We start from the raw sequence: 24,191 nt of genomic DNA on the forward strand, positions 1-24,191 counted from the left end.
AGAGTAGGGCGGTGGGGAGCGTTGCACAAGGGGGCCGCCATGGAACACGCTGTCACGTATCCGGGTCGCGATAAACGCCGCCCCGAAATGGCGTTCGGTGGCCCGACACTAATGCGGGATCCGGGCCGGGAAATTCGTGGGGAAGGAATGCCGTGGCGCGCGTGTCGTACAACGAATATCTCTTGGTCACCGCGGTGACCCTCGCCCGCCGGCATCGCCCCGTCTGGAGTTGGGCACGCTGGCGCAGGGTGTGTCGCTGCGGCGCGGAGTTGCCCTGCCGCGCACGCCACCGCATCCCGATCAACCGTGGGCACTGGCCGACGTGACAGACCTGAAGCCCGGCGATCTCCTGCTGATCGGCGAGGACTGCTCGGTGCAGTTCTCCGGCGACCGCGCGCTGCGCCTGCGACTGGTGAGTGTGGACACACGCCCGACGTACGACGGGTGGGTCTGGTTGGCCGGCTACGTCCTGAGCGACAAGGACCTGGCTGTCGACAAGCGGGACGTGTCGTCCGGCGGGCCGGGCTGCGGGTGCTGCGTGCCGCCCCCGCGCCGGGCCGGCGGGCCCGGGCTTGACGGGCCGTACCCGGGATTGGTGTCAGGAAACGTCCAGGTGGGTATTTCCGGGTCGTACCGCGTGGGTGCCACCCGTTTCGTCGGCCACCACGCATTCAATAGGAGGTGTGTAGTGGTCAGGATTCCTTCGCTGTCCCGCCGGTCCGAGCCGGCGCCGACGCGGGACGAGAACCTCGACGGCCGGATCGACGGCCGCGACACCCCGGTCGCCGACCGGGACAGCAGCACGGCGGTCACCGTCACCGGCCGGTCCGACGACGTCACCGGCCGACCGGTGGTCACCGACCGGGACGCCGACCAGACGACGTACCGCAGCACGACGGCGACCGACGACCAGGCCGGCGCGGCCGAACGGCGTGCCGCGGAGCGCGCGGCCGTGGCCCGAGCCGCCACCGCCCGCCCGCTGGAGGGCGATTCCCGGCCCGGCGCCACCCGGCCGGCCAGCGCCACTGCGACGGCCCCGACCATCGACCGCACCGTCGACCGCGACACCGACCTCGACCGCACGACCCGACGGCCGGAGGCCGACACGGACCTCGACCGGACGACCGGGCGACCCGACCCGACGGACCGGGTCGTCACCGACCGCCGGGTCGACCCGACCCCCGGTCACACCGAGCCGGAGCCGCCGGTGACGCGCGGCCCGAAGCCACGGGCCAGCCTGCTCGCCACCCTCGGCCTGATCGTCTCCGTCGCCGGTGCGCTGTTCGTGCTGACCGGCACCCTGGCCGGGTACGGCATCGGGCTCGGCGCGTTCGGCTCGGTGCTCTCGGTGCTCGGGCTGATGGCCACCCGCCGCCGGCACGTCGCCGGCAAGACGGACGCGCTCTTCGGCGTGCTCATCGGGCTCGCGGCAGTGGTGATCGGTGTGCTGGCGATGACCGGGCAGTTCGACTGGCCGACCACCGACGGCGACTGGGTGCCGCGCTTCCGGGAGTGGCTTGACTCACAGTTTGTGGACCGTTTCTAGCGGGCACTGTTCCGCTCGCCGGTGATGCACCGGCGAAGACCCGGCGGTTCGCCGGCAGCCCGACCACCCGGTGATTCACCGGCCGGGCACACCCTTTCAGGGGCGGCGGTTCGCCGCCCCTGAAGTGTTTCCGGGGCCCGGTTCGCCGGGCCCCGAAGCGTTTTCACGACTCCGATGGCCCTCTACACAACGAATCGCAGCCGCAGGCCGCCCAGACGCAACGAATGTTCGGTCTGCGCAACTCTCGGTGGTGGATCCTGCCGTCCCGGGCGCATAGCGTTGAGCAACGGCGCCAGCCCGTGGGCCACGGAGGCCGGGCGCGCCCGACCCCTGGGAGCAGGACAATGACGATGGACGCCACCAGCCAGCGCCTGTTGATGTGCCGGCCGACGTACTTCGCCGTCGACTACGCGATCAACCCCTGGATGGACCCGAGCGCGCCTGTCGACGCCGCGCTCGCCGTCCGCCAGTGGGAGCAGCTGCGCCAGACGTACCTGGACCTGGGCCACACCGTCGAGGAGATCACTCCGGTGCCCGGCCTGCCCGACATGGTCTTCGCCGCCAACGGCGGCACCGTGATCGACGGCAAGGCGATGGCCGTGCAGTTCCGCGACCCGCAGCGCGCCGACGAGGCACCGGCCTACCGGGCCTGGTTCGAGGCCGCCGGCTTCGAGATGTACGACCCGAAGCACGTCAACGAGGGCGAGGGCGACGTCCTGCTCGCCGGTGACCACCTGCTGGCCGGCACCGGCTTCCGCACCGCCCACGCCGCGCACGCCCAGTTGCAGGAGGTCTTCGGCTACCCGGTGATCACCATGCAGCTCGTCGACCCGCGCTTCTACCACCTGGACACCGCGCTGACAGTGCTCGACGAGCGGACCGTGGCGTACCTGCCGGAGGCGTTCTCCCCCGGCAGCCAGGCCGTGCTGCGCCGGCTCTTCCCCGACGCGGTGCACGCCACCATGGCCGACGCCGAGGTGCTCGGCCTGAACGCGGTGAGCGACGGCCGGCACGTCGTGCTGCCCGCGCAGGCCACCGACCTGGCCGCCAAGCTGCGCGACCGGGGCTACGAGACCATCGGGGTCGACCTGTCCGAGCTACGTAAGGCCGGCGGCGGACCGAAGTGCTGCACGCTGCGACTCCGTCAGGGAAAGGCAAGCAAGTGATCGAGGACATGCTGCGAACCCCGTCCGCCGTCCGGGACGCGGAGAAGTACACCGCGCACAACTACCACCCGCTTCCGGTGGTGATCTCGTCCGCCGAGGGCGCGTGGCTCACCGACGTGGACGGCAAGCGCTACCTGGACTGCCTGGCCGGCTACTCGGCGCTGAACTTCGGCCACCGGCACCCGCAGCTCATCGCCGCCGCGCACGCGCAACTGGACCGGCTCACGCTTACCAGCCGCGCGTTCATCCACGACCAGTTCGCCGACTTCTGCCGGGAGCTGGCCGAGCTGTGCGGCAAGGACCTCGTGCTGCCGATGAACACCGGCGCGGAGGCGGTGGAGACCGGGATCAAGGTGGCCCGCAAGTGGGGCTACCAGGTCAAGGGCGTCACCCCGGGCCAGGCCAACATCGTGGTCGCCGAGGGCAACTTCCACGGCCGGACGACGACCATCGTCAGCTTCTCCACCGACGAGGACGCCCGCGCCGACTTCGGGCCGTACACCCCGGGCTTCACTGTCGTGCCGTACGGCGACCTGGACGCGCTGACCGCCGCCATCGACGAGAACACGGTGGCCGTGCTGCTGGAGCCCATCCAGGGCGAGCAGGGCGTGGTGGTGCCGCCGGAGGGCTACCTGCCGGGCGTACGCCGGGTCTGCACCGAGCGCGACGTGCTGTTCATCGCCGACGAGATCCAGTCCGGTCTGGGGCGTACCGGTCGGACGTTCGCCTGTGACCACGAGGGCGTCGTGCCGGACATGTACCTGCTGGGCAAGGCGCTCGGCGGCGGCATCGTGCCGGTGTCCGCGGTGGCCGCGAACGCCGACGTGCTCGGCGTGCTCAAGCCCGGCCAGCACGGCTCCACCTTCGGCGGCAACCCCCTGGCGTGCGCGGTGGCCATCGAGGTCGTCCGGCTGCTGGCCACCGGCGAGTTCCAGCGGCGCTCGGCCGAGCTGGGCGAGCGGCTGCGGGCCGGCCTGGAGGGCCTGCTCGGCAAGGGCCTCGTGGCGGTGCGGGTGCGCGGGCTGTGGGCCGGCCTGGACATCGACCCGGCGCTGATGACCGGCCGGGAGGCCTGCGAGCGACTCGCCGAACGCGGCGTGCTCGCCAAGGACACCCACGGCTCGACCATCCGGCTCGCCCCGCCGCTGGTGATCACCGAAGAGGAGATCGACCTCGCGGTGGCCACGCTGGCCGAGGTGCTGGGCGGCTGACCCAGGAACTGTTGGAAGGCGGGCGTCGGAGTTCCGGCGCCCGCCTTCCGCGTCAGGGGCGGGGTAGGCGCATGGCCATCGTCGGGGCCTCGGCCATCACCGAGGTGGGGGTGAACGGGGCGCCGGTCGGCAACTCCTCGGCACGGCCGATCTGCACCCCCGGGTACAACTCGATCATGTCGTTCTCGCCCAGCACCCGGGACTGCTGCGGGGCCAGCGGGATCCGATCCGCCTCGTTCATCGACCCGGACGGCCGGATGCCGGACCCGTTGGTGCTGACATCGGTCACGATGACCTCGCCGACCCGCAGCTCGAAGCGGACGTGACCACGGCTGATCCAGCGCCGGGCCTCGTCGTTGAGCCACTGCCCGAGCATGATCCCGCCGTCCTGCTCGGGTGCCCGGCCGGCCACCACCGGTTGCTCCTCGCTCAGCACGAACCGCCGCCGGACCAGGCCACCCACGCGCACCGCGAGCACCTCCGTACGCGGTCGAGGCCCGCCGTCACCGAGGCGCGCGCCGTGTCGGGGGCAGGTTGGTACGCCGTTGCGCAGCGAGGGCGGCGGTTGCGCGGCCGGGCTGCGATCCGCTCCCCCGGCCAGGTCGGCGAACGCGCCGCCTCCACCACCGCTGCCGAACAACGCGCAGCCCGACTCCGGGCAGCGCCACTGCCGGGCCAGCAGCTTCGCCCCGGTCGGCGAACGCGTGCCGCTCACCGGGGCGTGCCCGCCGCCGACGTGCGCGATGAAGACCGGCCCGCCGGCGCCCGGCACCGGGGCGACGACCCGACCGGGCTGCTCGACCAGCCACGGGAACCGCCCGCGCAGCCCGTCGAAGCGGACCCGGCTGAGCACCGGCAGACCGAGCAGGTCGGCGACCTCCAGCATCCGGTCACCCGGGTTGTCGAGCACCTCGACGAGCCCGTCGTCGGCCCAGCGGCGAACGACCATCCGCTCGTTGGAGGTCAGGTCGGCGTCCGAGAGCAGCGCGCGGTGCACCACGGCGTACACCTGGACGCTGTCCTCCTCCAGTTCGCGGGAGAGCGCGTCGATGACCATGCCGAGGCGCAGCAGGCTCGCCGGCCGGCCACCGTCGATGTCCTGGTAGCGGATGATCTCGGCCAGGTCGAGCACCGCGCGGGCCAGTGACGGGTCGGTGCAGACCCGCCCCTCGATGGCGTCCAGAACCTTGCTGATCTCGAATCTCATGCCGCACTCCGGACGATGTCGTCGATCCGCCGGGCCAGCTCGAAGTCCCGGTGGGTGACCCCACCGGCCGAGTGCGTGACACAGCGGAAGGTCAGGGTCCGCCATCGGATGTCGATGTCGGGATGGTGGTCGAGCTCCTCGGCCACCGCCGCCACCCGGTCCACCACCGCGATGGCGTCCGGGAAACTGCCGAGCTGGACGGTACGGCCGATGCCGGTCGGGTCACCCGACCAGTCGGACAACCCGCCCAGCTCTTTCCGCACCGCGTCCGCGGTGAGCAGGTCTGCCATGAGCAGACCCTACCGGTGGCGGAGGCGGCCAGAAACGCTCGGCGGGGCGGCATCATCGGATGCCGCCCCGCCGACCGGTCTCACGTCGGGTCGTTCAGCCGCGCAGCGGCCGGCCCACCTCGTGCAGGTGGCCGAGCGCCTGCCGGTACGACTCGATCAGCCCGGTCTCCGCGTACGAGATGCCCTGCTCGACGCAGTAGGCGCGGACGATCGGCTGCGCCCGGCGCAGGTTCGCCCGGGGCATGTTCGGGAACAGGTGGTGCTCGATCTGGTAGTTGAGCCCGCCCAGCGCCGTGTCGACCAGCCGGCTGCCCCGCACGTTGCGGGACGTCAGCACCTGCTTACGCAGGAAGTCCAGCTCGTCCTCGGCGGTCGGCATCGGCATGCCCTTGTGGTTCGGCGCGAACGCGCAGCCCATGTAGAGGCCCCACAGCCCCTGGTGCACGGCGGCGAAGACAAGCGCCTTGCCCGGCGACATGACCGCCAGCAGCAGCGCCACGTAACCGACGGTGTGTGCGAGGAGCAGCCCGGCCTCGACCGCGCGGTGCCGCATCGGGGTCGCGTACCGGCCGCTCTGCTCCCGGCCGATGATCGCCCGGATGCTCGCCACGTGCAGGCTCAGGCCCTCCAGGAAGAGCAGCGGGAAGAAGAGGTACGCCTGCCGGCTGGCCATCCAGCGGTGCGCGCCCCGGGTTTCCAGCGCCTGTTCGGGAGTCCACACCAGAGCGCCCGCTCCGACGTCCGGGTCCTCGTCCTCGTGGTTCGGGTTGGCGTGGTGCCGGTTGTGCTTGTCGACCCACCAGCCGTAGCTGATCCCCACCGCCGCGTTGCCGGCGACCAGCCCCACGACCTCGCTGGGAAAGCGTCGACGGAACATCTGGCGGTGCCCGGCGTCGTGACCGAGGAACGCGACCTGGGTGGTGGCCACCGCCATCACGGCCGCGAGCGCCACCTGCCACCAGGAGTCGCCGACGAGGAACACGGCGACCCAACCGGCCACGAAGGCGCCGAGGGTGAGCACGAGGCGGGCAACGTACGAGGCAGGGCGCCGCTCCAGCAGACCGGCCTGACTGATCCGTCGGGACAACTGTGCGTAGTCACTACCCCGCCGTCGTACCGGCGGTTCCGCCACCGCTCCGAGCGCCATTACTGCTCCCGTTCCGCTTGCGCCCGAACCGGGATGGTTCGGGGTCAATGGCAGTCTTCCCGCATCGGTTGCGCTGAGTAACCCTGGCAACCCCCGAATGGGGGGTAGGGCGGGCCCTACCCCCAGCTTCGGTTCAGCCCAGCCGGGCCACCACGGCGCGTAGTCGCGCCAGGTCACGACGCCGCCGCTCGTAGCTGGCGGCCAGCCCGATCAGCGCCAGTCCGCCGGCACCCAGGTAGATCCAGCGCGGCAGCAGGTCCCAGCCACGGACCAGTTCATGCAGCGCCAGGACCGCCAGCACCGCGCCGCCGAGCAGCACCGGAGCCTGCCAGCGGCGGGTGGCGCCGGCGAGCACAACGCCCAGCGCCGCTCCGCCGAGCAGCAACCGCCGCCACGGCTGCGGGTCCGGCCCGGCCAGCACCGACGCCAGGCTCGGCAGCAGCGCGGCGACGAGCCCCGGGCCGAGCGCCGGCCAGCTGGTCAGTCCCGGCCGGGCCCGCAACGCCAGCAGGCCCGCGCCGAGGGCGAGCACCGCAGCCGGCACCGTGTACGCCTCCAGCACGGTCACCCCACCGGCGGCGAGCAGCACCCACGCCCCGAGCAGCTCGCTGGTCCCGGCAATGACGGCGAACCGCCACCGTCGACCGACCGGCTCGCCCCGCCGCAGCAGCCGTAGCGCGACGGCCGCGCCCCACAGCACACAGACGGTCGCGAGGTGCCGCGCCGCCTCGACGGTGAGCACCGCCGCCACCACCGCCACCGCCTGCGCGGCGGCGTCCAGCACCCGCCCGACCGGCGCCGGCGCCGTTGGCCTCCGCCCGGTCGCGACGCCGGCAGCGACCACCCGCGCCGGCCTGGTCGCGGCGGCGGCGGCCAGGATCAGCACGGCCACTCCCAGCAACGGGTACGCCGCCGCCCGCACCGGCAGCCCGCCGGCGAGCGGAGCGGTCACCGCCAGCGCACACGCCGCCACCACCGCCGCGACGGTCCCGACGACGCGTGCCCCGACCGCCCGCCCGCCGACCGCGACGACCACCGCCGCCACCACAAGCGCGCCCTCGGCCGCGAGCGTGCCGGCCCGGGTCGCCAGGAGCCCGGTCACGCCTGTCGCGACCAGCACCACCCCCACGGGTACGGCGATCGGCTTCAACGCCGGACGCGGCACCACCAGGGCGGCGAGGAGCAGCGTGGACACCCCGACGAGCAGGGTGGCGACCGGCAGCACCGGCCACGGCGCGCCCACGGCGACCAGCAGCACCGGCAGCGCGGCGGCGGCGAACGGCAGAGCGGCAAGCAGCGGCGGGCGCACCCGCCGACCGGTCAGCACCGCCGCCACCGCCACCGCGACGAGCGCCAGCCCGACGGGGACCATCCCCCGGTCGGCGACGGCCGTCGGCGCACCCGACCAGACCACCCACCGGCTGCCGTACGGGGCGATCAGCGCCAGGAGCACCGCCGGCAGCGCGGCTAGCACCGCTACCCCCGCCAGCACGACCTCCGCCGCCACCAGCACATCCGACGGCCTGACCGCCGATGCCCGCCCGACCGCCGCCGGTTGCCCGACCCCCGGATCCCCCGATCCGGGCGGCCCGTCGGCGCGCACCACAGGCACTCCGTCACCCGACCGCTCCCCGACCACCGAGCGCTCCCCCAGCCCGCCCGGCTCGTCACCGGCAGCCGGCAGGTCCCGGCGGACGACGAGCGCGACGCCCAGCGCCGCCAGCGCGGCGTACAGCGTCACGGGCTCGTTCCCCGCCGCCACCAGCGGCGCGACCCCGGCCGCGAGCACCGCGACCACGGCGCCCGTGACCGCGTACCCGAGCAGGTCGACCCGCAGGCGACGCACCGCGAGCACCGTGACCAGCGCAAGCCCGGCGGCGCACAGGGCGAGCCGGGCCTGCCACCACGGCGGCGCGCCGGCGGCGAACAGCGCCACCGCGGCGATGCCGGGGAGCGTGAGCTGCGCGATCAGCAGACCCGTGCCCGCCACCCGGCGGTACGCCCCACCACGACGCGACGCCGCCGCCACCCCGAGTACGGCGCTCGTGCCCAACACCACCACCACGCCGACCGGATCGGCCAGGGCCACCAGCAGCGCGTGCCCGACCAGGACGGCCCCGCCGAGCGCCCCGCCGAGCAGGGCAGCCGGGCGGATGGCCGGGCGAGCCAGCACGGCGAGCACGAGCGCGACCCCACCCGCCAGGTCGACGGCCACCACAGTCGCCCACGACGCCGTCCAGCCGGCCGGCACGGCGAGCAGCACCGCCACCGCACCGGCCGAGGCGAGCAGCGCCCACCCGCTGCGGGGCAGCAGCAACGCCGTCGCGCCCAGCGCCAGCGCGACGCCGGGCGCCACCTGCCAGCCCCAGCTCAGGTCCGGCCCCCACCCGGCCCCGTGCCACGGCGGCAGCGATCGGCCGGCGGCGGCGACCGCCAGCACACCCGTGATCACCATGGCTATCTGCGCCGTCCCCGCCGCGACCAGCAGCGACCCGGCGCGCGGCCCGGCCCGCCAACCGGTCGGCAGCAGCCGCACCGCCCCGGCCAGCACGAGCGCCACCGTCGCCGCCGCGAGCAACAGCAGCGACGGGCGCAGCTCACCCACCGGGCGCAGCACCGCGGCGGCGAGCACCGGAACCAGCACGCCCGCGGCCACCGCCCGCAGCGCCGCGAAACCGACCAGCAGAGCCGCGCCGAGACCTGTCACCGCGACCAGCAGCAGGGGCACCCCCGCCAGCAGCGGCGACCCCGCCGCCCGCCCCAGCAGCAACGGCGCCAGGGCACACGCGGCGGCGGCGACGAGCGCGCCGACGTGGCCCACCCCGGCGAGCACCCGACCGGCGACGCGGCCCGCCCCCTCCCCACCGCGCAGGGCGGCCAGCACCGCCAGGTCCAGCAGGGCCACCCCGAGCAGCACCAGCGCCCAGCCGGCCGCGCCGGGCTCGGCGTCCGCCGCGAGCAGCGGCAGCACCGGCTGCGCCGCCAGCAGGCCGGCGAACCAGGGCCCGGTCAACCCGCTCCACCGGCCGTACGCCGCAGCGACCGCCGCGCTGGCCCCCCCGACCAGCGCGGCGTACCTGGTGCCCGGCCAACCGGCCACGCCGGCCAGGTTCACCGACCAGGCGGCGTACCCGTCCAGCACCACCAGCAGCAGCCCCACGGCGGCGAACGTCTCCGCCGTGCCCCGCAACCCCCGGCGGACCGCCAGCAGCGGGCCGGCCAGGACGAGCGCCGTGACCGCCGCCAGGATCAGCGCCCGGCCACCCACCCCCACGGCCGCCCAGGCCACCGCCGTGAAGACGACGGCCGCCGTGCCGAGCAGGAGTCCACCGAGGACGAACAGCAGCCCCTGCACCGTCCGGGTCGACGTCTCCGCCGCCCCCGGCGGGGCATGCCCCACCGAGCCACCGGGCGCGGTGGACGCGACGACCGACGGCGGCCCGACGACCGGGGCACCCGCCGCCAACCCCGCGCGGACGACCGCCGCCAACTCGGTCCGCCGCCGCGAGGTGGCCGCCAACAGCCCGGCCAACTCGGTGTACGCCAGACGTGCCCGCTCCACCTCGGGCTCGAGCCGAGCCACCTCCCGCCCCAGTCGGACCACCTCTGCCGCGACCGGGTCCGGTGGGCGGCGGCAGCCGGCGCAACCGGCGCTCAGATCGGCCGGGGCGCCGCAGGCGGGGCAGGGATAGCGGGTGTCGTCCACCCGGTCATCATCGAGATACCGACCGGCAACGGCACAGAGTGCGCGTACCTAGGGTCGGGTGTGGTCGTGCACCCACGCGGCGTACGCGGGGTCACCACTGTCCACCCGCGACACCAGGATCTCCGGAACCTCGTACGGGTGGCTGGCACGGATCTGGTCCACAAGCGCGGCCAACCGATCCGGTGCGGTCTTGAACTGCACGGACCACTCGGTGCTCGTCTCCACCCCGGATCGCCACCAGTAGGTGCTGTCCACCTGACCGCCGACCTGGGCACAGGCGGCGAGCCGCCCGGCGACGGCCGCGGCCGCCAGCACGTCCGCAACCGAACGCGCATCCACCACCGTCGTCACCACGCTGATCTGGTCCACGAGCGCACCCTACGCGGCGCCGTCCCGATTGGCCGCGATCCACGTGTCAATCTGCGCCCACCAGTCGAACAGCCAGTCGATGCGCTGCTGCCGTTCCGTGGGCACCTCCTCCGGGGGCACCGACCAGAACCGCATCACGATCCGCTTGTCCATGGGCAGTTCCCGCCACACATCGGCGACGGTGAGCATCCGGTCCAGTCCGGTGTGGGCGACGAAGATGACCCCGGCGTCCGGGGCTGCGTCCAACGCGGCGAGCACCCCGCCGGGCTGCGGGGCGAGCACGTGGCGCATCCGTTCGGCGCGCTGCGCCATCCGTTCCAGGCCGAGGGACCGCAGCCGGGCGATGGCCCGCAGTCGCCGCTTGGGGGTGAAGTTGCCGCCCTCCGGGAAGATCACGAAGGCGTCGTCGTCGTCCAGCCCGGTGGCCAGGTGACCGACCTGGCGTACCGTCTCCTCGCCGCGCTCCGGTGTGGGCGCGATGAACCGGGTGGGCAGGCGGTTGAGCAGCACATCGATGGCCGGGTCCCACTGGAGGCTGTCCTTCAGCACGATCCGCGGCTCCCGGTGGAACCAGTTGACCAGCCCGTGGATCAGGATGAACGAGTCGCCCGGCCCGGCGTGCCGGCAGAGCACCAGTTCGGGCCGGCCGGGCAACGCGGTGTCCGGGTCCGTGCCGACCACGTCGATGTGCAGCCGCAGCGACCAGCGCGCCTGCCAGAACAGCACCCGCAGGAACCAGCCGGCCAACACGTAGTGCGCGCGCTGGAAGGCCGGAGACCGGCTGCGCCAACCGAAGCCGGACGCGAGCCACAGGACGAACAGCGCGAGCAGTGCGGCAGCGTCCCAGACCAGGTAGACGCAGCCGATCCAGAGCAGCCGCAGGGGGCGTAGCCGGCCCGGGACCAGCGGCGAGGCGGCCGCCGCGAGCAGCGCCCAGACCGGCAGCGTCGTCACCACGGCGATCGCGAGCAGCACCACGCCGGGGGCGATCAGCAGCCGCCGCAGCCACCTGGGAGGCAGCGGCATCAGCGCTCCACGTTGGCGGCGAGGTAGCGGCGCGACGCGGTGTACGCCCGGCTGATCCGCCGTCCCACCGCCGCCATGTCCCGGTACGCCCACGGGGTGTCGTCGCGTGGGTTCAGCCCACCGGTCGGCAGGACGTGCACCTCCACCCCCTCGGGCAGCGCGGCCATCTCGCGGAAGAAGCGGTGCCGGCGGGAGATCTCGAACGCGACCTGCGCGATCTCCCACGGCCGCCGGGGCGGCGTCAGCTCCCGCTCGATCCGGCCCACCTGGAGGACGAAGATCTGGCCGGCGCCCGCGGCCACCGCCTCGCCGATCGGGATGGAGTTCACGATGCCGCCGTCGACGTAGTGCGCGCCGTCGATCTCGGTGGGCGGGAGCAGGCCCGGCACCGAGGCCGACGCCAGCACGGCCGGCACCACCGGGCCGGTGGAGAACCAGTGCTCGGCGGCCCGCTCGATGTGCGCGGCGCAGCAGCGGAACGGCACCCGCAGATCGGCGAAGGTGGTGTCGACGCCCAGTTCGGATTCCAGCAGCCGGCGCAGAGGCCGGGGCGAGTGCAGGTGGGTGCGGGCGGCGAAGCGGCGCAGTTGCCGGGCGACCGAATCGCCGTACACCTCGCTGGCCTCGGGTGAGGCCCAGAGCCGGACCAGCCGGTCGGTCACCGCCTCGGACGGGTCGGCGGCGACCAACGCGCCGTTGACCGCGCCGATCGAGGTGCCGAGCACCATGTCGGGTTGGATACCGGCGCGGAACAGGGCCCGCAGCATGCCCACCTCGACGGCGCCGAGCACCCCGCCACCACCGAGCACGAACGCCACCGGTCCCGCCGCCATGTCCTCATCCTGGCACGCGCCCGCCGCCGACCGACGGGCCGCCGCCGAGCAGCGGTGGGCGCGCCCCGGCCGCCGTCCGCCGACGATCCACCGCATCGGCGTTGACAGGCAGGACACATTCGCGCAACCTGATACCGCTCCCACCCCAGAGGGCAGGTGCGATAAGTGAAGGCAGCGCTGCATCCGGGCCGATTGCTGGCCCGCAGGTACCGACTCATCGACCAGATCGGTGCCGGCGGCATGTCGGTGATCTGGCGCGCACGGGACGAGGTGCTCGACCGCGTCGTGGCGCTCAAGGTGCTCGCGCCGTCGCTCGCCGCCGACGCGCGGTTCCGCGACATGGTGCGGGAGGAGGCGCGAGCCGCAGCCCAGTTGGTGCACCCGCACGTGACGTCGGTGCACGACTACGGCGAGACGGTCGACCCGGACGGGTCCATCACGTCATTCGTGGTGATGGAGCTGCTCAGCGGCGAGGAGTTGGAGCTGCGGCTCACCGAGGGCCCGCTGCCGTGGCCGGAGGCGGTCGAGGTGGGCGCCCAGGTCGCGGACGCGTTGGCCGCCGCGCACCGGCTGGGCATCGTGCACCGCGACATCACCCCGGCCAACGTCATGATGACAGCGATGGGGGTGAAGGTCCTCGACTTCGGCATCGCCACCCGGATCGGCGCGCCGGACGAGGACGAGGACGGCGGCACCTTCGGCACCCCGGCGTACGTGGCCCCGGAACGGCTCGACGGCGCACCCGCCCAGCCGGCCACCGACGTCTACTCGCTCGGCGTCCTGCTGCACGAGGCGTTGACCGGCCGGGTGCCGTACCCGGCCGACACCTGGGAACAGCTCAGCGCCGCGCTGGCCCGCGGCCCGGCGCCGACCCTGGCCGACCTGCCGGAGCTGCCCGCGGCGGTGGCCCGGATCTGCCTGCGGAGCCTCTCCCGGGACCCGGCGGACCGGCCGACCGCCCGGCAGCTCGCCACCGCGCTGCGCGACCACCGCCTGCCACCCGAGCCACCGACGGCCACGATCCGGGTGCCCACCCTGGCCCTGCCGTCGGCGGCCTCGCCGACGAACGCCACAGGGGCGGCGCACACAGGCGTCGCGACGGTGGCGACGGCGCTGCACGCGGGCGACGCGACAGTGCCGCCGCTGGATGACGTGGAGGAGACGCCCGGCCGGTCGCGGCGGCGGGCGCTGCTCCTGATCCCGGTGGTGCTGGCCGTCGGGGTGGCGCTGGCCGGTGCGGCCCTGCTGCCCGACCAGCAGCCGGATCGCCGGGCGCAGCCGTCGGCCGGCCCCGTGACGCCCGTGCCGACCGACCCGCCGACTGACCCGCCGGCGACCGAGCCGTTCCGACCGACCCCGGCGCCGTCGTCGCCACCGGCCACCCGCGCGCCCACCGGCGGGCCGAGCACACTCGTGGAGGCCGCCAACCGCGTCGACGGGCTGATCGACGCCGGCCTGCGCGACGGGGAAATCCGCGACGACGTCGCCCTCGACCTGCGCAACGAGCTGCGCAACCTGCTGGCCGCCGTCCGCTCCGGCCGGGACGAGCTGGCCCCGCCGGTGGCCCGGTTGCGCGAGAAGGTAGCGGTCCGCCTCGGCGAGGGGGCGATCAGCCAGGCGTACGCGCAGCGGCTCGACGTCGCCATCGCCGAGCTGGGCGCGGCACGGGTTTGATTCGGGGCGACGCCGTCAGCGGACCGCGACGGGGGCCGCCTCCCGGACGGCGGGCCGCCCGAGGGCGAAGCGCCGGTAGACGTCCTCGTAGCCGTACGCCATCCGCTCGACCGAGAAGTTCTCGGCGACGTGCGCCACGCAGTCCTGCGGGTCCAGCTCCCGGGCGGCCAGCAGCGCGGCGGGCAGCTCGTCGGGCCGTTGGCAGACCAGCCCGGTGAGTCCGGGCCGCACCAGTTCGGGTACCGCGCCCCGGTCGAGCGCGACCACAGGCGTACCGGTCGCCATCGCCTCCAACATCACCATGCCGAACGGCTCCTCCCACTGGATCGGCATGATCAGGCAACGGGCGTCGACGAGCATCCGCAGGGTCTCGGCGCGGTCGGCGTTGAGCACGACTGTCACGTCCTCGTCGACAAGCGGCGCGACGACCTGCTCGTAGTAGCGCCGTTCGGCCGGCTCGTTGCACTTGCCGGCCAACAGCAGCGGCAACCCGGCCTCCCGGCAGGCGCGGATGGCGATGTCCGGGCCCTTGTCCGGGCTGAACCGGGCCAGCCACAGCACCGGCCCAGGGCCGGGCACCGTCTTGCGCGGGAAGCCACGCAGGTCAAGCGCGTTGTGCACGGTGCCGGCCCAGGGCAGGCCCGGGTTGAGTCGGCGCTGGGCGTGCGAGATGGCCACCAGGGCGACGTCCTCGTCGGCGTCGCCGAGCACGTCGCCGTACTCCCCCACCGGGTTGCCGTGCACCGTCGCCACCGTCGGCACGGACCGGCGGCCGGCCACGAGCGGGCCGATAGTGGTGTGGTCGTGGATCACGTCGAAGTCGGCCGGCGTGATCAGGTGTTTGAGCCGGGCCAGGTGCGCCAGCTCCGGCAGTGACTCGCCGAGCCGCTCGTACTGGACCTCGGCGACAGTGGAGACGAATCCGCTGGCGGCGGTGCCGTGCTGCTCGCCGGCACCGAACAGCGTCACCGCGTGACCGTGCGCGGTCAACGCGTCGACCAGGCCGGCCACCACCTGCTCCAGGCCGCCGTAGCCGGGCGGCGGCACGGACAGCCACGGCGGGACCACCATCGCGATGCGCAACGACCGCTCGGGCGAGCGGTCGGCGGGCGGGTGGTTCACGGCCACGAGTCCTCCCCGTTGATCCCCGATCGGGTATCGCCGTCGGTCGGCATGGTCCGCGGCGGTTTCCCCACCCGGCCTCCGGTAAACCGGACAAGACGGACGCTTACCCGCCGACCAGGAGTTGGTCGTGCACCGCCCGTACGCCCGGGGCCGACCACGCCACCCGTTCCACCTGGTCCCGTTCCCACCACGAGCGGACCACGCCGGCAAGGAAAAGCGTGTCGCCGTCCACCTCCACCGTCACGCGCTCGGCGCCGAGCGTGCGCGCCAGTGCTCGCCGGACGTCCTGTCGCAGCCGCTCGCCGACCGGGGGCGCGGACGGTCGTACCTCGACCAGGTTCGTGACACCCCGTACGCCGTCCAGCCGCCGCAACTCCCCCTCGGCGGCCCGGCGCTGCCACCCGAACTCGACCTCACCGCGCAGCATCAACCAGCCGTTTGCCACCGTGACGTCCAGCCGTTCGGCGGGCACGGAACTGTCCCACTCCAGCGCCCGGGCCGCGGCGAGGGCGACATCGCCGTCGGTGCGTCCCGGCGTCCCGGGCAGCCGTACCTCGATCTCGTCGGCCACCACGCGCACCCCGCCGAACCTGCCGGGTGTACGGGTGACGGCGGTTCACCCTCTTCGGGTGAACCGCCGTCCGGGCGGAAAAGAGCGGCGGGTGACGGAGCCGACCCCCTCGGCCCCGCCACCCGCCGCCGGAGGGAGGAGGCAGGTTCAGTTGTCGGTCAGGACGTCTCGGCGAGCGTCACGGTCGCCGTCTTCTCGGCGCCGTCGCGCTTGAAGTGCACCTCGACCCGGTCGCCGACCTTGCCGGCCTGCACCGCGCCGACCAGGTCGTCGGAGTCGTTGATCACCTTGTCGCCGAAGCGGGTGACCACGTCGCCGCGCTGGAGGCCCGCCTTCTCGGCGGGGCTGCCCGTGGTGATCGAGGCGACCAGCGCACCGCCACCCTCGGCCTGGTTGACGCCGACCCCGAGCGAGGGGTGGCTGACCTTCTCGCCGCGCTGGAGCTTGCCCGCGACGTCCTTGGCCTTGTTGCTGGGGATGGCGAAACCGACGCCGATGTTGCCGGTGCTCTGCCCGGAGGTGGCGATGGCGGTGTTGACGCCGATCACCTCACCCCGGGTGTTGACAAGCGCGCCACCGGAGTTGCCGGGGTTGATCGGGGCGTCGGTCTGCAGCAGGCCGGAGATCGAGCTGACCGCCTGGCTCTGCTGGTTCGGGTCCTGCTGCTGGCCGCCCTCGCCGGCCCGGATGGTGCGGTCCCGGGCGCTGAGGATGCCCGCGGTCACCGAGCCCTGGAGGCCGAGCGGGCTGCCGAGGGCGAGCACCTGGTCGCCGACCTGCATCGCGTCGCTGTCGCCGAACTTCGCCGGCTTGAGGTTGCTCACCCCGTCGGCCTTCACCACGGCCAGGTCGGTCTTCGGATCGGTGCCGACGATCTTCGCCTGGGCCTTGTTGCCGTCGGCGAAGACCACCTGCACGGTGTCCCCGCTGGCGGAGGCGACCACGTGGTTGTTGGTGAGCACGTAGCCGTCGGCGGTGAGCACCACGCCCGAGCCCTCGCCGCTGTCGGTGGCGATGGAGACGACGCTGTCCTGGACGGACGCGGCGATCTTCGGCAGGTCCGCGCTGTTGAGCACGGGGGCCGCCGAGTAGGTGCGGGTGATGCCACCGTTGTCGCCGTCGAGGGCGAGCGCGAGCGCGCCACCGGCGACGCCGGAGCCGAGCATCAGGGCGAACACCGCGACACCGGCGCCGGCGAACTTGGCGATCCGGCTCGGCCGAGGCCCGGAGCCGGGCGGCGTGGCCTGCGGCCCCCAGGGCGGCACGGGCTGCCCCGGGTGGTGCTGCTGGTGCTGGGCGTGCTGCGGATGCTGCGGGTAGGCCGCACCCGGCTGGCCTCCGCCGGCCCAGCCGGACTGCTGGCCAGCGTGCCAGCCGGCGCCCGGGTACTGGCCGGCGGCCGGCTGCGGGTAACCGGAGTAGCCGGGCTGGCCCGGGTAGCCCGGCTGGCCGGGCTGAGCAGGCTGGCCAGAGTAGCCCGGCTGGCCGGGCGCCGGGTGGCCGGAGACCGGGTACGGGGGCGCGGACGCACCGGCGGCGGTCGGCGGCTCGTACCCCGTGGGCTGGCCGGCGGTCGGCGGCTCGTAACCGGTCGGCTGCCCGGCGTGCGGGGCGGACGCCGTCGGCCCGTCGGAAGCGGCGGGCACGGCCGGGGTGGCGGCGGTGGGCGCGGTATCCCCGTCGGTCGAGACGACCGGAACGGGGGTGGTCGGAGAGTCGGACTGCGCGCGCTCGTCGCGCGGCAGCTCGGCGGTGGGGTGCGACGGCTCGGCGTCGGTGGGGGCCGGCCGGCGCTGCGGGTCGGACTCGAACTCGGTCATGGGACTACCTTCTCCCCGGGCACTGCAATCAACCTGGAACCGTCCTGGAAGTTGCCTGAAAGTCACTCGCCCAGATCGTCGACCTTGGGCACCTGCGGCAGCCGGACCCGGAAAGTGGCCCCGCCGCCGGGCGTCTCGAGCACCTCGACCGAGCCGTGGTGAGCGGCGACAAGCGCCGCCACGATGGCCAGGCCGAGACCGGTGCCGGTGTTGCCGTCGGCCCGTCGGGTCCGGGCCGCGTCCGCCCGGTAGAACCGCTCGAAGACCCGCTCCGACTGTTCCCGGGTGAGACCGGGGCCGGTGTCGACCACCTCCACCACCGCGAGATTGCCCGGCTCGGCCCGCAGGCGCAGGCTGACGTCGGCGTCCGGCGGGGTGTGGGTCAGCGCGTTTGTCACCAGGTTGCCGATGACCTGCCGCAACCGCGCGTCGTCGGCATAGACGACGAGCGGGCCGGAACCGGGCTCGATCTCCAGCTCGATGCGCCGGTCCGGGGCGACGGCCCGCGCTGCCTGAACGGCGTCGGAGGCGAGCACCGGCAGCTCCACCGGGGCCAGCGAGAGCGGCCGTTCCTGGTCCAGCCGGGCGAGCAGCAACAGATCCTCCACCAGCAGACCCATCCGGGCCGCCTCGTCCTCGATCCGGCGCAGCAGCCCGGCGGTCTGCTCCGGTGCGCGGGCCGCGCCCTGCCGGTACAGCTCGGCGAAACCGCGGATGGTGGTCAGCGGAGTCCGCAGCTCGTGCGAGGCGTCCGCGACGAACCGCCGCATCCGCTCCTCGGAGCGCCGGGCCCGCGCCTCGGACGCCTGCGCGGCGGCGGCCGCGTCCCGGGCGGTGCTCTCCGCCGAGCGGGCAGTCGTCTCCGAGGCCGCGCGGGCGGTGAACGCCGCCTCGATCTGGGTGAGCATCGCATTCAGCGCGCGGGAGAGCCGGCCCAGCTCGGAGGTGGGCTGCTCGTGCCCCTCCTCCGGGTCGGGCACCCGGCGGGTCAGGTCGCCACCGGCGATGGCGGCGGCCGTCCGTTCGATATCGACGAGGGGCTTGAGGCTGGTCCGCACGATCGCCGCGCCCACCGACGCCAGCATGATCAGTACCGCGCCGCCGACCAGCAGGTCGATCCAGGCCAACCGCCTGACGGCGGAGTCGACGTCGGTGAGGTGCTCGCCGATGGCCGCCATCTGACCGCTGGGGAGTTCGGTGTAGAGCATCCGCCACCGCACCGAACTGTCCCGGGCACGAACGGTGAACGGATCGCCGTGGCGGCTCTGCTCCTGCGTCTGGAACCCCGCGGCGTCGCTCGGCCACGGCGGCAGGTCGTTCACCGTGAAGCGGGAATCGTCGTACACGGGGACCTGCACCTTGCCGGTGGACGAGCTGGTCAGCACCACCAGGTAATCGCTCGGCAACAAGACACCGCTGGGTCTCGAAGCGATGGACTGGATCCGGTTGGCCGAGTCCCGCAGTTCGAGATCGATCTGGCCGACAAGATAGCTGTGCAGGAAGTACGCGGTCGAGACACTGATCACCAACAGAGCGCCGGAGACCAGCGCGAGCACCGAGGCGACAAGCTTGACCCGCAGCGGTACGCCCCGCAGCCGTCCCTTCGCCTCCTGGACGGCGTTCACGCAGCCGGCTTGCGCAGCACGTACCCCACGCCGCGCAGGGTGTGGATCAGCCGGGGCTGGGTGGTGTCGACCTTGCGCCGCAGGTAGGAGATGTAGGACTCGACGATGTTGTCGTCGCCGCGGAAGTCGTAGTTCCAGACGTGGTCGAGGATCTGCGCCTTGGACAGCACCCGGTTGGCGTTGAGCATCAGGTAGCGCAGCAGCTTGAACTCGGTCGGCGAGAGCTGCACCCGCTGCCCGGCCCGGTGTACCTCGTGGGTCTCCTCGTCTAGCTCCAGGTCGGCGAAGGTGAGCCGGGACGGGGCCTGCTCGCCGGTGGTGGTGCGGCGCAGCACGGCGCGGATCCGCGCGGTCAGCTCCTCCAGGCTGAACGGCTTCGTGACGTAGTCGTCGCCACCCAGGGTGAGCCCGCGGATCTTGTCGTCGGTGGCGTCCCGGGCGGTCAGGAACACCACAGGCGTACGCGTACCGCCCTCGCGGAGCATCCGGATGACCTCGAAGCCGTCCAGGTCCGGCAGCATCACGTCGAGCACGACCAGGTCGGGCCGGTGGTCCTTGGCGGCGTGCAGCGCCGCGCTGCCGCTGGTCGCGGTGGCCACGTCGAAGCCCGCGAAGCGCAGGCTCGCGGAGAGCAGTTCGAGGATGTTGGGGTCGTCCTCGACGACGAGAAGTCGCGCCTCGGTCTGGGTAGCGGGCATGGGCCCAATCATCGGTGAACTCACTGCACCGGCGCTGGACGCTTCCTGGAAAAACCCTGTGAGTCGTCGGGGTTGCCGGCAGGTGTCAGCGCAGCAGTCGGCGCAGCCCGTCGAGGGCGCCGTCGAGCAGCCGGATCGCCGTGCTCAGTTGAGTGTCGCTGAACTGCCGCGCCCGCGCCAGACGGCTCACCTCGGCGGTGAACGAGGCCAGACGCTTGTCGAACTCCTCGAGCAGGGCGGCGCGCGAACCGTCGCCCGGCGGGGGCCGGTACGGCGACGCCTGCGGCTCCCACCGCGTACGCCGGGTCTGCCGGGTGGCCTCGCTCAGCTCCCGCTTGAGGTCGCGCGTCGAGCCGCGCACCTCGTTGCGGATCTCGCCGGCCAGGGTGGAGAGGTCGGCCACCGAGGCCGCGATGTCCGCTTCCAACGCGGCAAGCTCACCTGCGCGCTGGCGCAGCTCGGCGAGGCCGGCGTCGGTGATGGCGTACGTCTTGCGTCCCCCGGCGGCGGTGTGGCTGACCAGACCTTCGGCCTCCAGCCGTTGCAGGCGGGGATAGATGGTGCCGGCGCTTGGCGCGTAGAGCCCGAGGAACCGGTCCTCCAGGAGGCGGATCAGCTCGTAGCCGTGCTTGGGGCCGTCGTCGAGGAGCTTGAGCAGGTAGAGCCGGAGCCGCCCGTGGCTGAACACGGCGGTCACGGCAACTCCTCCTCGTCGGCGGCCACCGGCCGGGCGAGGAGCGAGATGCTCCCCGACGTCGCGGAGGCCCAGAGCTTACCTTCGCCGGCGCCGAGCACTCCCTCGCTGCTCGGCAGCGGGAATCTGGAGTTGCGCACCTGCGGGAACCCGCTGGTGATGCGGCCGGAGGCGGTGTTGAGCCGGACGGCGAGGTCGCTGTCCTCCCGGACCCGGACGGTGATGCTGCCCGAGATGGTGGTGAGCTGGATCTCGCTGCGTCGCGGATTGTCCAGGTCGCAGGTGATCGCACCGGAGACGGTCTGCGCACGCACCCGGTCGGCGGCGCTGTCGGCGAGGATCACCTCCCCGGAGACGGTCTCCAGGCTGAGGTCGCCGCGCACGCCGAGCGCCTCCACCGGGCCGGAGGTGATCTTCGCGGAGGTGTTGCCCCGCAGGCCCATCAGGGTGATCTGACCGGCGACGACGTGGGCCCTGGTCTGCCGGCGCAGGCCGGAGGCGACAAGCGACCCGGACACCAGCTCCAGGTCGGCGAGGACGTCGGCGGGCACGGCGACGGAGACGTCCACCCGCGGGTAGCGGTGGATCATCTGGAACCACCGCAGGACCTCCGACCAGCCGTGGCCGCGCTCCTGACGGATGCTGAGCCGCCCGTCGGAGTGGTCGACCAGGACCGGTCGACGGCCGACCTGGGTGACGTCGACCCGGGTCGGGCCGTCGGTGGCGACCACGTTGAGCCGTCCACTGATCAGGCGGACGTCCAGCCGGGTGACCGGGCCGTCCACGGTGAGCCGCTGCGGGCTGTCGACAGTCCATCCGGCCATGGCGTCCTCCCCTCGACGACGCGCCCATGCGCACCGACAGGGAGACAGTAACGCGATACATCGCGACACACAAGACTGTCGCGAGTCGCCCCCTCCCGCCCGCTCAGGCCGCCAGGCCCAGGTCCCGGCCAGCGGTCGGCGACAGCACGGGATCCGCCGGGGTCGGGGCGGGCACCGGCCGCAGCCGGGCCCGCGTCGCGGCGCGCACCGGAGGCACCAGGTGTACGGCCGACTCGGCGGCCCGGGCCAGCAACCGCCGGTCGGCGTCGCGGGCCGGGTGCAGCGCGGCGGCGATCGTCACCGTGACCACCAGGTGCCGCGCCGCCACCACCCGGCCCACCGAGCGCAGCAGGGTGTCCGCGCCGAGGAAGGCGGCGGCAGTCGTGACCGCTCCGGTGGCCTCGCACAGGTATCCGAGCCGCAGCGGCACCACCGGGCTGCCCGCGTCGATGGCGGCCTGGAACATCGCGGGCCGGAAGCCGCCCCCGGGGCGGCACTCGGCCGCGCCGTCCCCGGCACACCAGGTCGTACCCTCGGGAAAGACCGCTACCGACCGGCCGGCGCGCAGCGTGTCGGCGAGCCGGCGCACGGTGGCCGGCAGCGCCCGCGGCCGGGACCGGTCCACGAAGACCGTGCCCGCCGCAGCCGCCAGCAGCCCGACCAGCGGCCAGGACCGGACCTCCCGCTTCGCCACCATCCGGGTGGGCGCGACCGCCAGGACGGCGAGGACGTCCAGCCACGAGACGTGGTTGGCGACCAGCAGCGCGCGCCGCCGGGGCAGCCGACCCTTGATCACCAGCCGGACGCCGAACGCACGCGCGGTGCCCCGGGCCCAGCCGCGCAGCACCGCCTGCCGCTCGCGCGCCGGCAGCACGGGCAGCAGCATCGCCACGCCCACCCCGGCCAGCAGCATCCCGCTCGCCGCCACCAGCCGGAGCACCCGGCGAGCCACCGGCACGGTGGGCACCTCGCCGGCCGCCGGCAGGCAGTCGTCGTCGCAGCCCGAGAGGGGCCGCCACAGGTCGTGCGCCCCGGCGCTCACCGCTCGCCCCCGCCCAGGAAGTGCCGCAGGTAGCGCGGGTTCATCCGGTCCAGGGAGAAGAGCACGTAGAAGTCCGCGCACCCGAAGTCCGGGTCGTACGACGGTTCACCGCAGATCCACGCGCCGAGCCGCAGGTAACCACGCAGCAGCGGAGGGACGGCCACGCGGACGGCCGGGTCGGTGGCGGAGGCCGGGGCAGCCGGGGCTGCGGCCGACTCCGCGAACCACGGCCGCAGCGGTCGGACCCGCAGCGGCGGCGGCGACAGGTGCCGGGCCTGCGCCTGGGCCCACACCCCGGCGACCGTCCGACCGCCGTCGGCGACCGGTACGGAGGCACAGCCGCCGAGCCAGCGGGAGCCGCGCAGGTGCAGGTAGCGGGTGATGCCCGCCCACATCAGATTGATCACCGCGCCCGAGCGGTGGTCGGGGTGCACGCAGGACCGGCCGGCCTCGACCAGGTCGTCGCGGAGCGGGTCCAGCGCGCCGAGGTCGAACTCGTCCTCGGCGTACCGGCGATCGGTGCGACCGGGCGGCAGCAGCCGGTACGTGCCGACCACCTGTCCGGTGCTGTCCTCGCGGACGATGAGGTGGTCGCAGTGGGCGTCGAAGGGGTCCACGTCCAGCCCGGCGGCGCCGGGGCGGAGGGTGGCGCCCAACTCGGTGGCGAACACCTCGTGGCGCAGGCGTTGCGCGGCCGCGACCTGGGTGGGGTCGTCGGCGATCAGCAGGGTGTATCCGCTGGTCGTCAGGGGTGCGCCAGCGACATGCAGAACGGCCATGGGACCTGTGTAAATGCCCCGGGTTGCCATCGGTGGGCACCACTGGTGTCGCCCGGATGAACGCCGACCGGCGGATGCCTGCGATCGTGGCCGTGCGAGGCTGCCCGACGGTCCGGCGACGACGCAGCCCCACGCCCCACGGAGGTCACCTGTGCGCATCGAGTCCCGCTACAACGGGCCCACCGGCTCCGGCAACGGCGGTTGGAGCGCCGGCCTCTTCGCCGCCGAGGCGGGACCCGGACCGGTGGAGGTGACGCTACGTCGGCCACCGCCGCTGGAGACGGCGCTGAGCCTCGTCGACGGCGACGTTCGGGACCCGGCCGGCGAGCTGGTGGCCGAGGTCCGCCCCGCCGGCGTCGTGGATGCCGTCGTGCCCCCGGTCGACCGGGAGACGGCGGTGGAGGCGTCAACCCGCTACCCCGGGTTCGTCGGGCATCCGTACCCCGGCTGTTTCGTCTGCGGTCCGAGCCGGACCGACGGGTTGCGGATCTTCCCCGGCCGGTTGTCGGACGGTCGGACCGCCGCGCCGTTTCGCGCCCCCGAGCAGGTCAGCGACGCCACGGTGTGGGCCGCGCTGGACTGCCCCGGCGGCTGGACGGTGCTCGCACCGGACCGCCCGTACCTGCTCGGCCGGATCGCCGCGGTGGTCCACGCCCGGCCGGCGCCGGGCGACGAGTGCGTGGTGACAGGCGCGCTGATCGGCGTCGACGGCCGCAAGGCGCTTGTGCACACCAGCCTGTACGGCCCCGGCGGAGCGCTGCTCGGCGCGGCCCGTGCCACCTGGATCGCCCGCTGAGGCCCGCCGTCGTTCGCAGGGAGGAGACGCCTCCGCCCCGAG

20 protein-coding genes and 1 pseudogene are annotated in these 24,191 nt (G+C 73.9%); 5 read left to right on the forward strand and 16 right to left on the reverse strand.

Going from position 1 to position 24,191, the window contains the following annotated elements:
- Nucleotides 1-322: 322 nt before the first annotated feature.
- The 3 genes from ACLQ26_RS11050 (at nt 323) to rocD (ending at nt 3,923) form a co-directional block, all read left to right on the forward strand.
- Nucleotides 323-1,546: a hypothetical protein gene (locus ACLQ26_RS11050; protein WP_425744321.1), complete on the forward strand. Its 1,224-nt coding sequence runs from the start codon at nt 323-325 to the stop codon at nt 1,544-1,546.
- Nucleotides 1,547-1,896: 350 nt separating this feature from the next.
- Nucleotides 1,897-2,712, forward strand: coding sequence for a dimethylargininase (gene ddaH / locus ACLQ26_RS11055; RefSeq protein ID WP_181518433.1), 816 nt, complete (start codon nt 1,897-1,899; stop codon nt 2,710-2,712).
- Nucleotides 2,709-3,923: an ornithine--oxo-acid transaminase gene (gene rocD, locus ACLQ26_RS11060; protein WP_425744322.1), complete on the forward strand. Its 1,215-nt coding sequence runs from the start codon at nt 2,709-2,711 to the stop codon at nt 3,921-3,923. The genes ddaH and rocD overlap by 4 nt, the downstream gene beginning before the upstream one ends.
- Before the next feature lie 52 nt (nt 3,924-3,975).
- On the opposite strand, the gene ACLQ26_RS11065 is transcribed toward rocD, so the two are convergent.
- The 7 genes from ACLQ26_RS11065 to ACLQ26_RS11095 form a co-directional block, all read right to left on the reverse strand.
- Nucleotides 3,976-5,130 (reverse strand): FHA domain-containing protein, encoded by a 1,155-nt coding sequence (locus ACLQ26_RS11065; protein WP_393300346.1) that lies wholly within the window; start codon nt 5,128-5,130, stop codon nt 3,976-3,978.
- On the reverse strand, nt 5,127-5,420 hold the full coding sequence (locus tag ACLQ26_RS11070) for a 4a-hydroxytetrahydrobiopterin dehydratase (RefSeq protein WP_425744323.1): 294 nt from the start codon (nt 5,418-5,420) through the stop codon (nt 5,127-5,129). Before ACLQ26_RS11070 ends, ACLQ26_RS11065 begins: the two co-directional genes overlap by 4 nt.
- Nucleotides 5,421-5,514: 94 nt before the next feature.
- Nucleotides 5,515-6,567 carry a fatty acid desaturase family protein gene (locus ACLQ26_RS11075; RefSeq protein ID WP_425744324.1) on the reverse strand — a complete coding sequence of 351 codons (1,053 nt, stop codon included), beginning with the start codon at nt 6,565-6,567 and terminating at the stop codon, nt 5,515-5,517.
- Between the two features lie 133 nt (nt 6,568-6,700).
- Nucleotides 6,701-10,273 (reverse strand): SCO7613 C-terminal domain-containing membrane protein, encoded by a 3,573-nt coding sequence (locus ACLQ26_RS11080; RefSeq protein ID WP_425744325.1) that lies wholly within the window; start codon nt 10,271-10,273, stop codon nt 6,701-6,703.
- Nucleotides 10,274-10,321: 48 nt separating this feature from the next.
- A complete protein-coding gene (cutA, locus tag ACLQ26_RS11085) occupies nt 10,322-10,642 on the reverse strand; it encodes a divalent-cation tolerance protein CutA (protein ID WP_363679981.1) in 321 nt (106 codons plus the stop codon).
- 9 nt (nt 10,643-10,651) lie between these two features.
- Complete coding sequence (locus ACLQ26_RS11090) at nt 10,652-11,668, reverse strand: 1-acyl-sn-glycerol-3-phosphate acyltransferase (protein WP_425744326.1); 1,017 nt, start codon at nt 11,666-11,668, stop codon at nt 10,652-10,654.
- The gene (locus tag ACLQ26_RS11095; protein WP_425744327.1) at nt 11,668-12,501 is read right to left on the reverse strand and encodes a patatin-like phospholipase family protein; all 834 of its coding nucleotides are present in this window, start codon (nt 12,499-12,501) and stop codon (nt 11,668-11,670) included. Before ACLQ26_RS11095 ends, ACLQ26_RS11090 begins: the two co-directional genes overlap by 1 nt.
- Nucleotides 12,502-12,666: 165 nt before the next feature.
- Between ACLQ26_RS11095 and ACLQ26_RS11100 the strand changes: the two genes are divergently transcribed.
- Nucleotides 12,667-14,175: a serine/threonine-protein kinase gene (locus ACLQ26_RS11100; RefSeq protein ID WP_425744328.1), complete on the forward strand. Its 1,509-nt coding sequence runs from the start codon at nt 12,667-12,669 to the stop codon at nt 14,173-14,175.
- A 15-nt stretch (nt 14,176-14,190) separates the two neighbouring features.
- Here the strand turns inward: ACLQ26_RS11100 and ACLQ26_RS11105 are convergent, their stop codons facing one another.
- The 9 genes and pseudogenes from ACLQ26_RS11105 to ACLQ26_RS11145 all read right to left on the reverse strand — a co-directional run bounded on the left by ACLQ26_RS11105 (nt 14,191) and on the right by ACLQ26_RS11145 (nt 23,353).
- Nucleotides 14,191-15,246, reverse strand: a complete 1,056-nt coding sequence (locus tag ACLQ26_RS11105; RefSeq protein WP_425744407.1) for a glycosyltransferase family 4 protein — start codon at nt 15,244-15,246, stop codon at nt 14,191-14,193.
- 157 nt (nt 15,247-15,403) lie between these two features.
- Nucleotides 15,404-15,892, reverse strand: a pseudogene (locus tag ACLQ26_RS11110) (BON domain-containing protein); the annotation flags it as partial.
- Nucleotides 15,893-16,029: 137 nt separating this feature from the next.
- Nucleotides 16,030-17,691, reverse strand: coding sequence for a trypsin-like peptidase domain-containing protein (locus ACLQ26_RS11115; protein ID WP_425744329.1), 1,662 nt, complete (start codon nt 17,689-17,691; stop codon nt 16,030-16,032).
- Between the two features lie 62 nt (nt 17,692-17,753).
- Nucleotides 17,754-19,316, reverse strand: a complete 1,563-nt coding sequence (locus ACLQ26_RS11120; RefSeq protein WP_425744330.1) for a sensor histidine kinase — start codon at nt 19,314-19,316, stop codon at nt 17,754-17,756.
- Nucleotides 19,313-20,014: a response regulator transcription factor gene (locus ACLQ26_RS11125; protein WP_110561683.1), complete on the reverse strand. Its 702-nt coding sequence runs from the start codon at nt 20,012-20,014 to the stop codon at nt 19,313-19,315. Before ACLQ26_RS11125 ends, ACLQ26_RS11120 begins: the two co-directional genes overlap by 4 nt.
- Nucleotides 20,015-20,099: 85 nt before the next feature.
- The gene (locus tag ACLQ26_RS11130) at nt 20,100-20,711 is read right to left on the reverse strand and encodes a PadR family transcriptional regulator (RefSeq protein WP_425744331.1); all 612 of its coding nucleotides are present in this window, start codon (nt 20,709-20,711) and stop codon (nt 20,100-20,102) included.
- The gene (locus ACLQ26_RS11135) at nt 20,708-21,532 is read right to left on the reverse strand and encodes a DUF4097 family beta strand repeat-containing protein (protein WP_425744332.1); all 825 of its coding nucleotides are present in this window, start codon (nt 21,530-21,532) and stop codon (nt 20,708-20,710) included. The genes ACLQ26_RS11130 and ACLQ26_RS11135 overlap by 4 nt, the downstream gene beginning before the upstream one ends.
- Nucleotides 21,533-21,635: 103 nt before the next feature.
- Nucleotides 21,636-22,574: a lysophospholipid acyltransferase family protein gene (locus ACLQ26_RS11140; RefSeq protein WP_425744333.1), complete on the reverse strand. Its 939-nt coding sequence runs from the start codon at nt 22,572-22,574 to the stop codon at nt 21,636-21,638.
- Complete coding sequence (locus ACLQ26_RS11145; protein WP_425744334.1) at nt 22,571-23,353, reverse strand: GNAT family N-acetyltransferase; 783 nt, start codon at nt 23,351-23,353, stop codon at nt 22,571-22,573. Before ACLQ26_RS11145 ends, ACLQ26_RS11140 begins: the two co-directional genes overlap by 4 nt.
- Nucleotides 23,354-23,504: 151 nt before the next feature.
- Between ACLQ26_RS11145 and ACLQ26_RS11150 the strand changes: the two genes are divergently transcribed.
- Complete coding sequence (locus ACLQ26_RS11150) at nt 23,505-24,149, forward strand: hypothetical protein (RefSeq protein ID WP_425744335.1); 645 nt, start codon at nt 23,505-23,507, stop codon at nt 24,147-24,149.
- Nucleotides 24,150-24,191 lie beyond the last annotated feature (42 nt).

The organism is Micromonospora sp. DT43 (genome assembly GCF_049841645.1).
Classification (GTDB): domain Bacteria; phylum Actinomycetota; class Actinomycetes; order Mycobacteriales; family Micromonosporaceae; genus Micromonospora.

Excerpts from the sequence above, each read along its gene's own strand:
- ddaH (WP_181518433.1), top strand. The coding sequence starts at position 1,897 with ATGGACGCCACCAGCCAGCGCCTGTTGATGTGCCGGCCGACGTACTTC.
- ACLQ26_RS11065 (WP_393300346.1), bottom strand. The coding sequence starts at position 5,130 with ATGAGATTCGAGATCAGCAAGGTTCTGGACGCCATCGAGGGGCGGGTC.
- ACLQ26_RS11070 (WP_425744323.1), bottom strand. The coding sequence starts at position 5,420 with ATGGCAGACCTGCTCACCGCGGACGCGGTGCGGAAAGAGCTGGGCGGG.
- ACLQ26_RS11075 (WP_425744324.1), bottom strand. The coding sequence starts at position 6,567 with ATGGCGCTCGGAGCGGTGGCGGAACCGCCGGTACGACGGCGGGGTAGT.
- ACLQ26_RS11090 (WP_425744326.1), bottom strand. The coding sequence starts at position 11,668 with ATGCCGCTGCCTCCCAGGTGGCTGCGGCGGCTGCTGATCGCCCCCGGC.
- ACLQ26_RS11095 (WP_425744327.1), bottom strand. The coding sequence starts at position 12,501 with ATGGCGGCGGGACCGGTGGCGTTCGTGCTCGGTGGTGGCGGGGTGCTC.
- ACLQ26_RS11105 (WP_425744407.1), bottom strand. The coding sequence starts at position 15,246 with ATGGTGGTCCCGCCGTGGCTGTCCGTGCCGCCGCCCGGCTACGGCGGC.
- ACLQ26_RS11115 (WP_425744329.1), bottom strand. The coding sequence starts at position 17,691 with ATGACCGAGTTCGAGTCCGACCCGCAGCGCCGGCCGGCCCCCACCGAC.
- ACLQ26_RS11125 (WP_110561683.1), bottom strand. The coding sequence starts at position 20,014 with ATGCCCGCTACCCAGACCGAGGCGCGACTTCTCGTCGTCGAGGACGAC.
- ACLQ26_RS11135 (WP_425744332.1), bottom strand. The coding sequence starts at position 21,532 with ATGGCCGGATGGACTGTCGACAGCCCGCAGCGGCTCACCGTGGACGGC.
- ACLQ26_RS11145 (WP_425744334.1), bottom strand. The coding sequence starts at position 23,353 with ATGGCCGTTCTGCATGTCGCTGGCGCACCCCTGACGACCAGCGGATAC.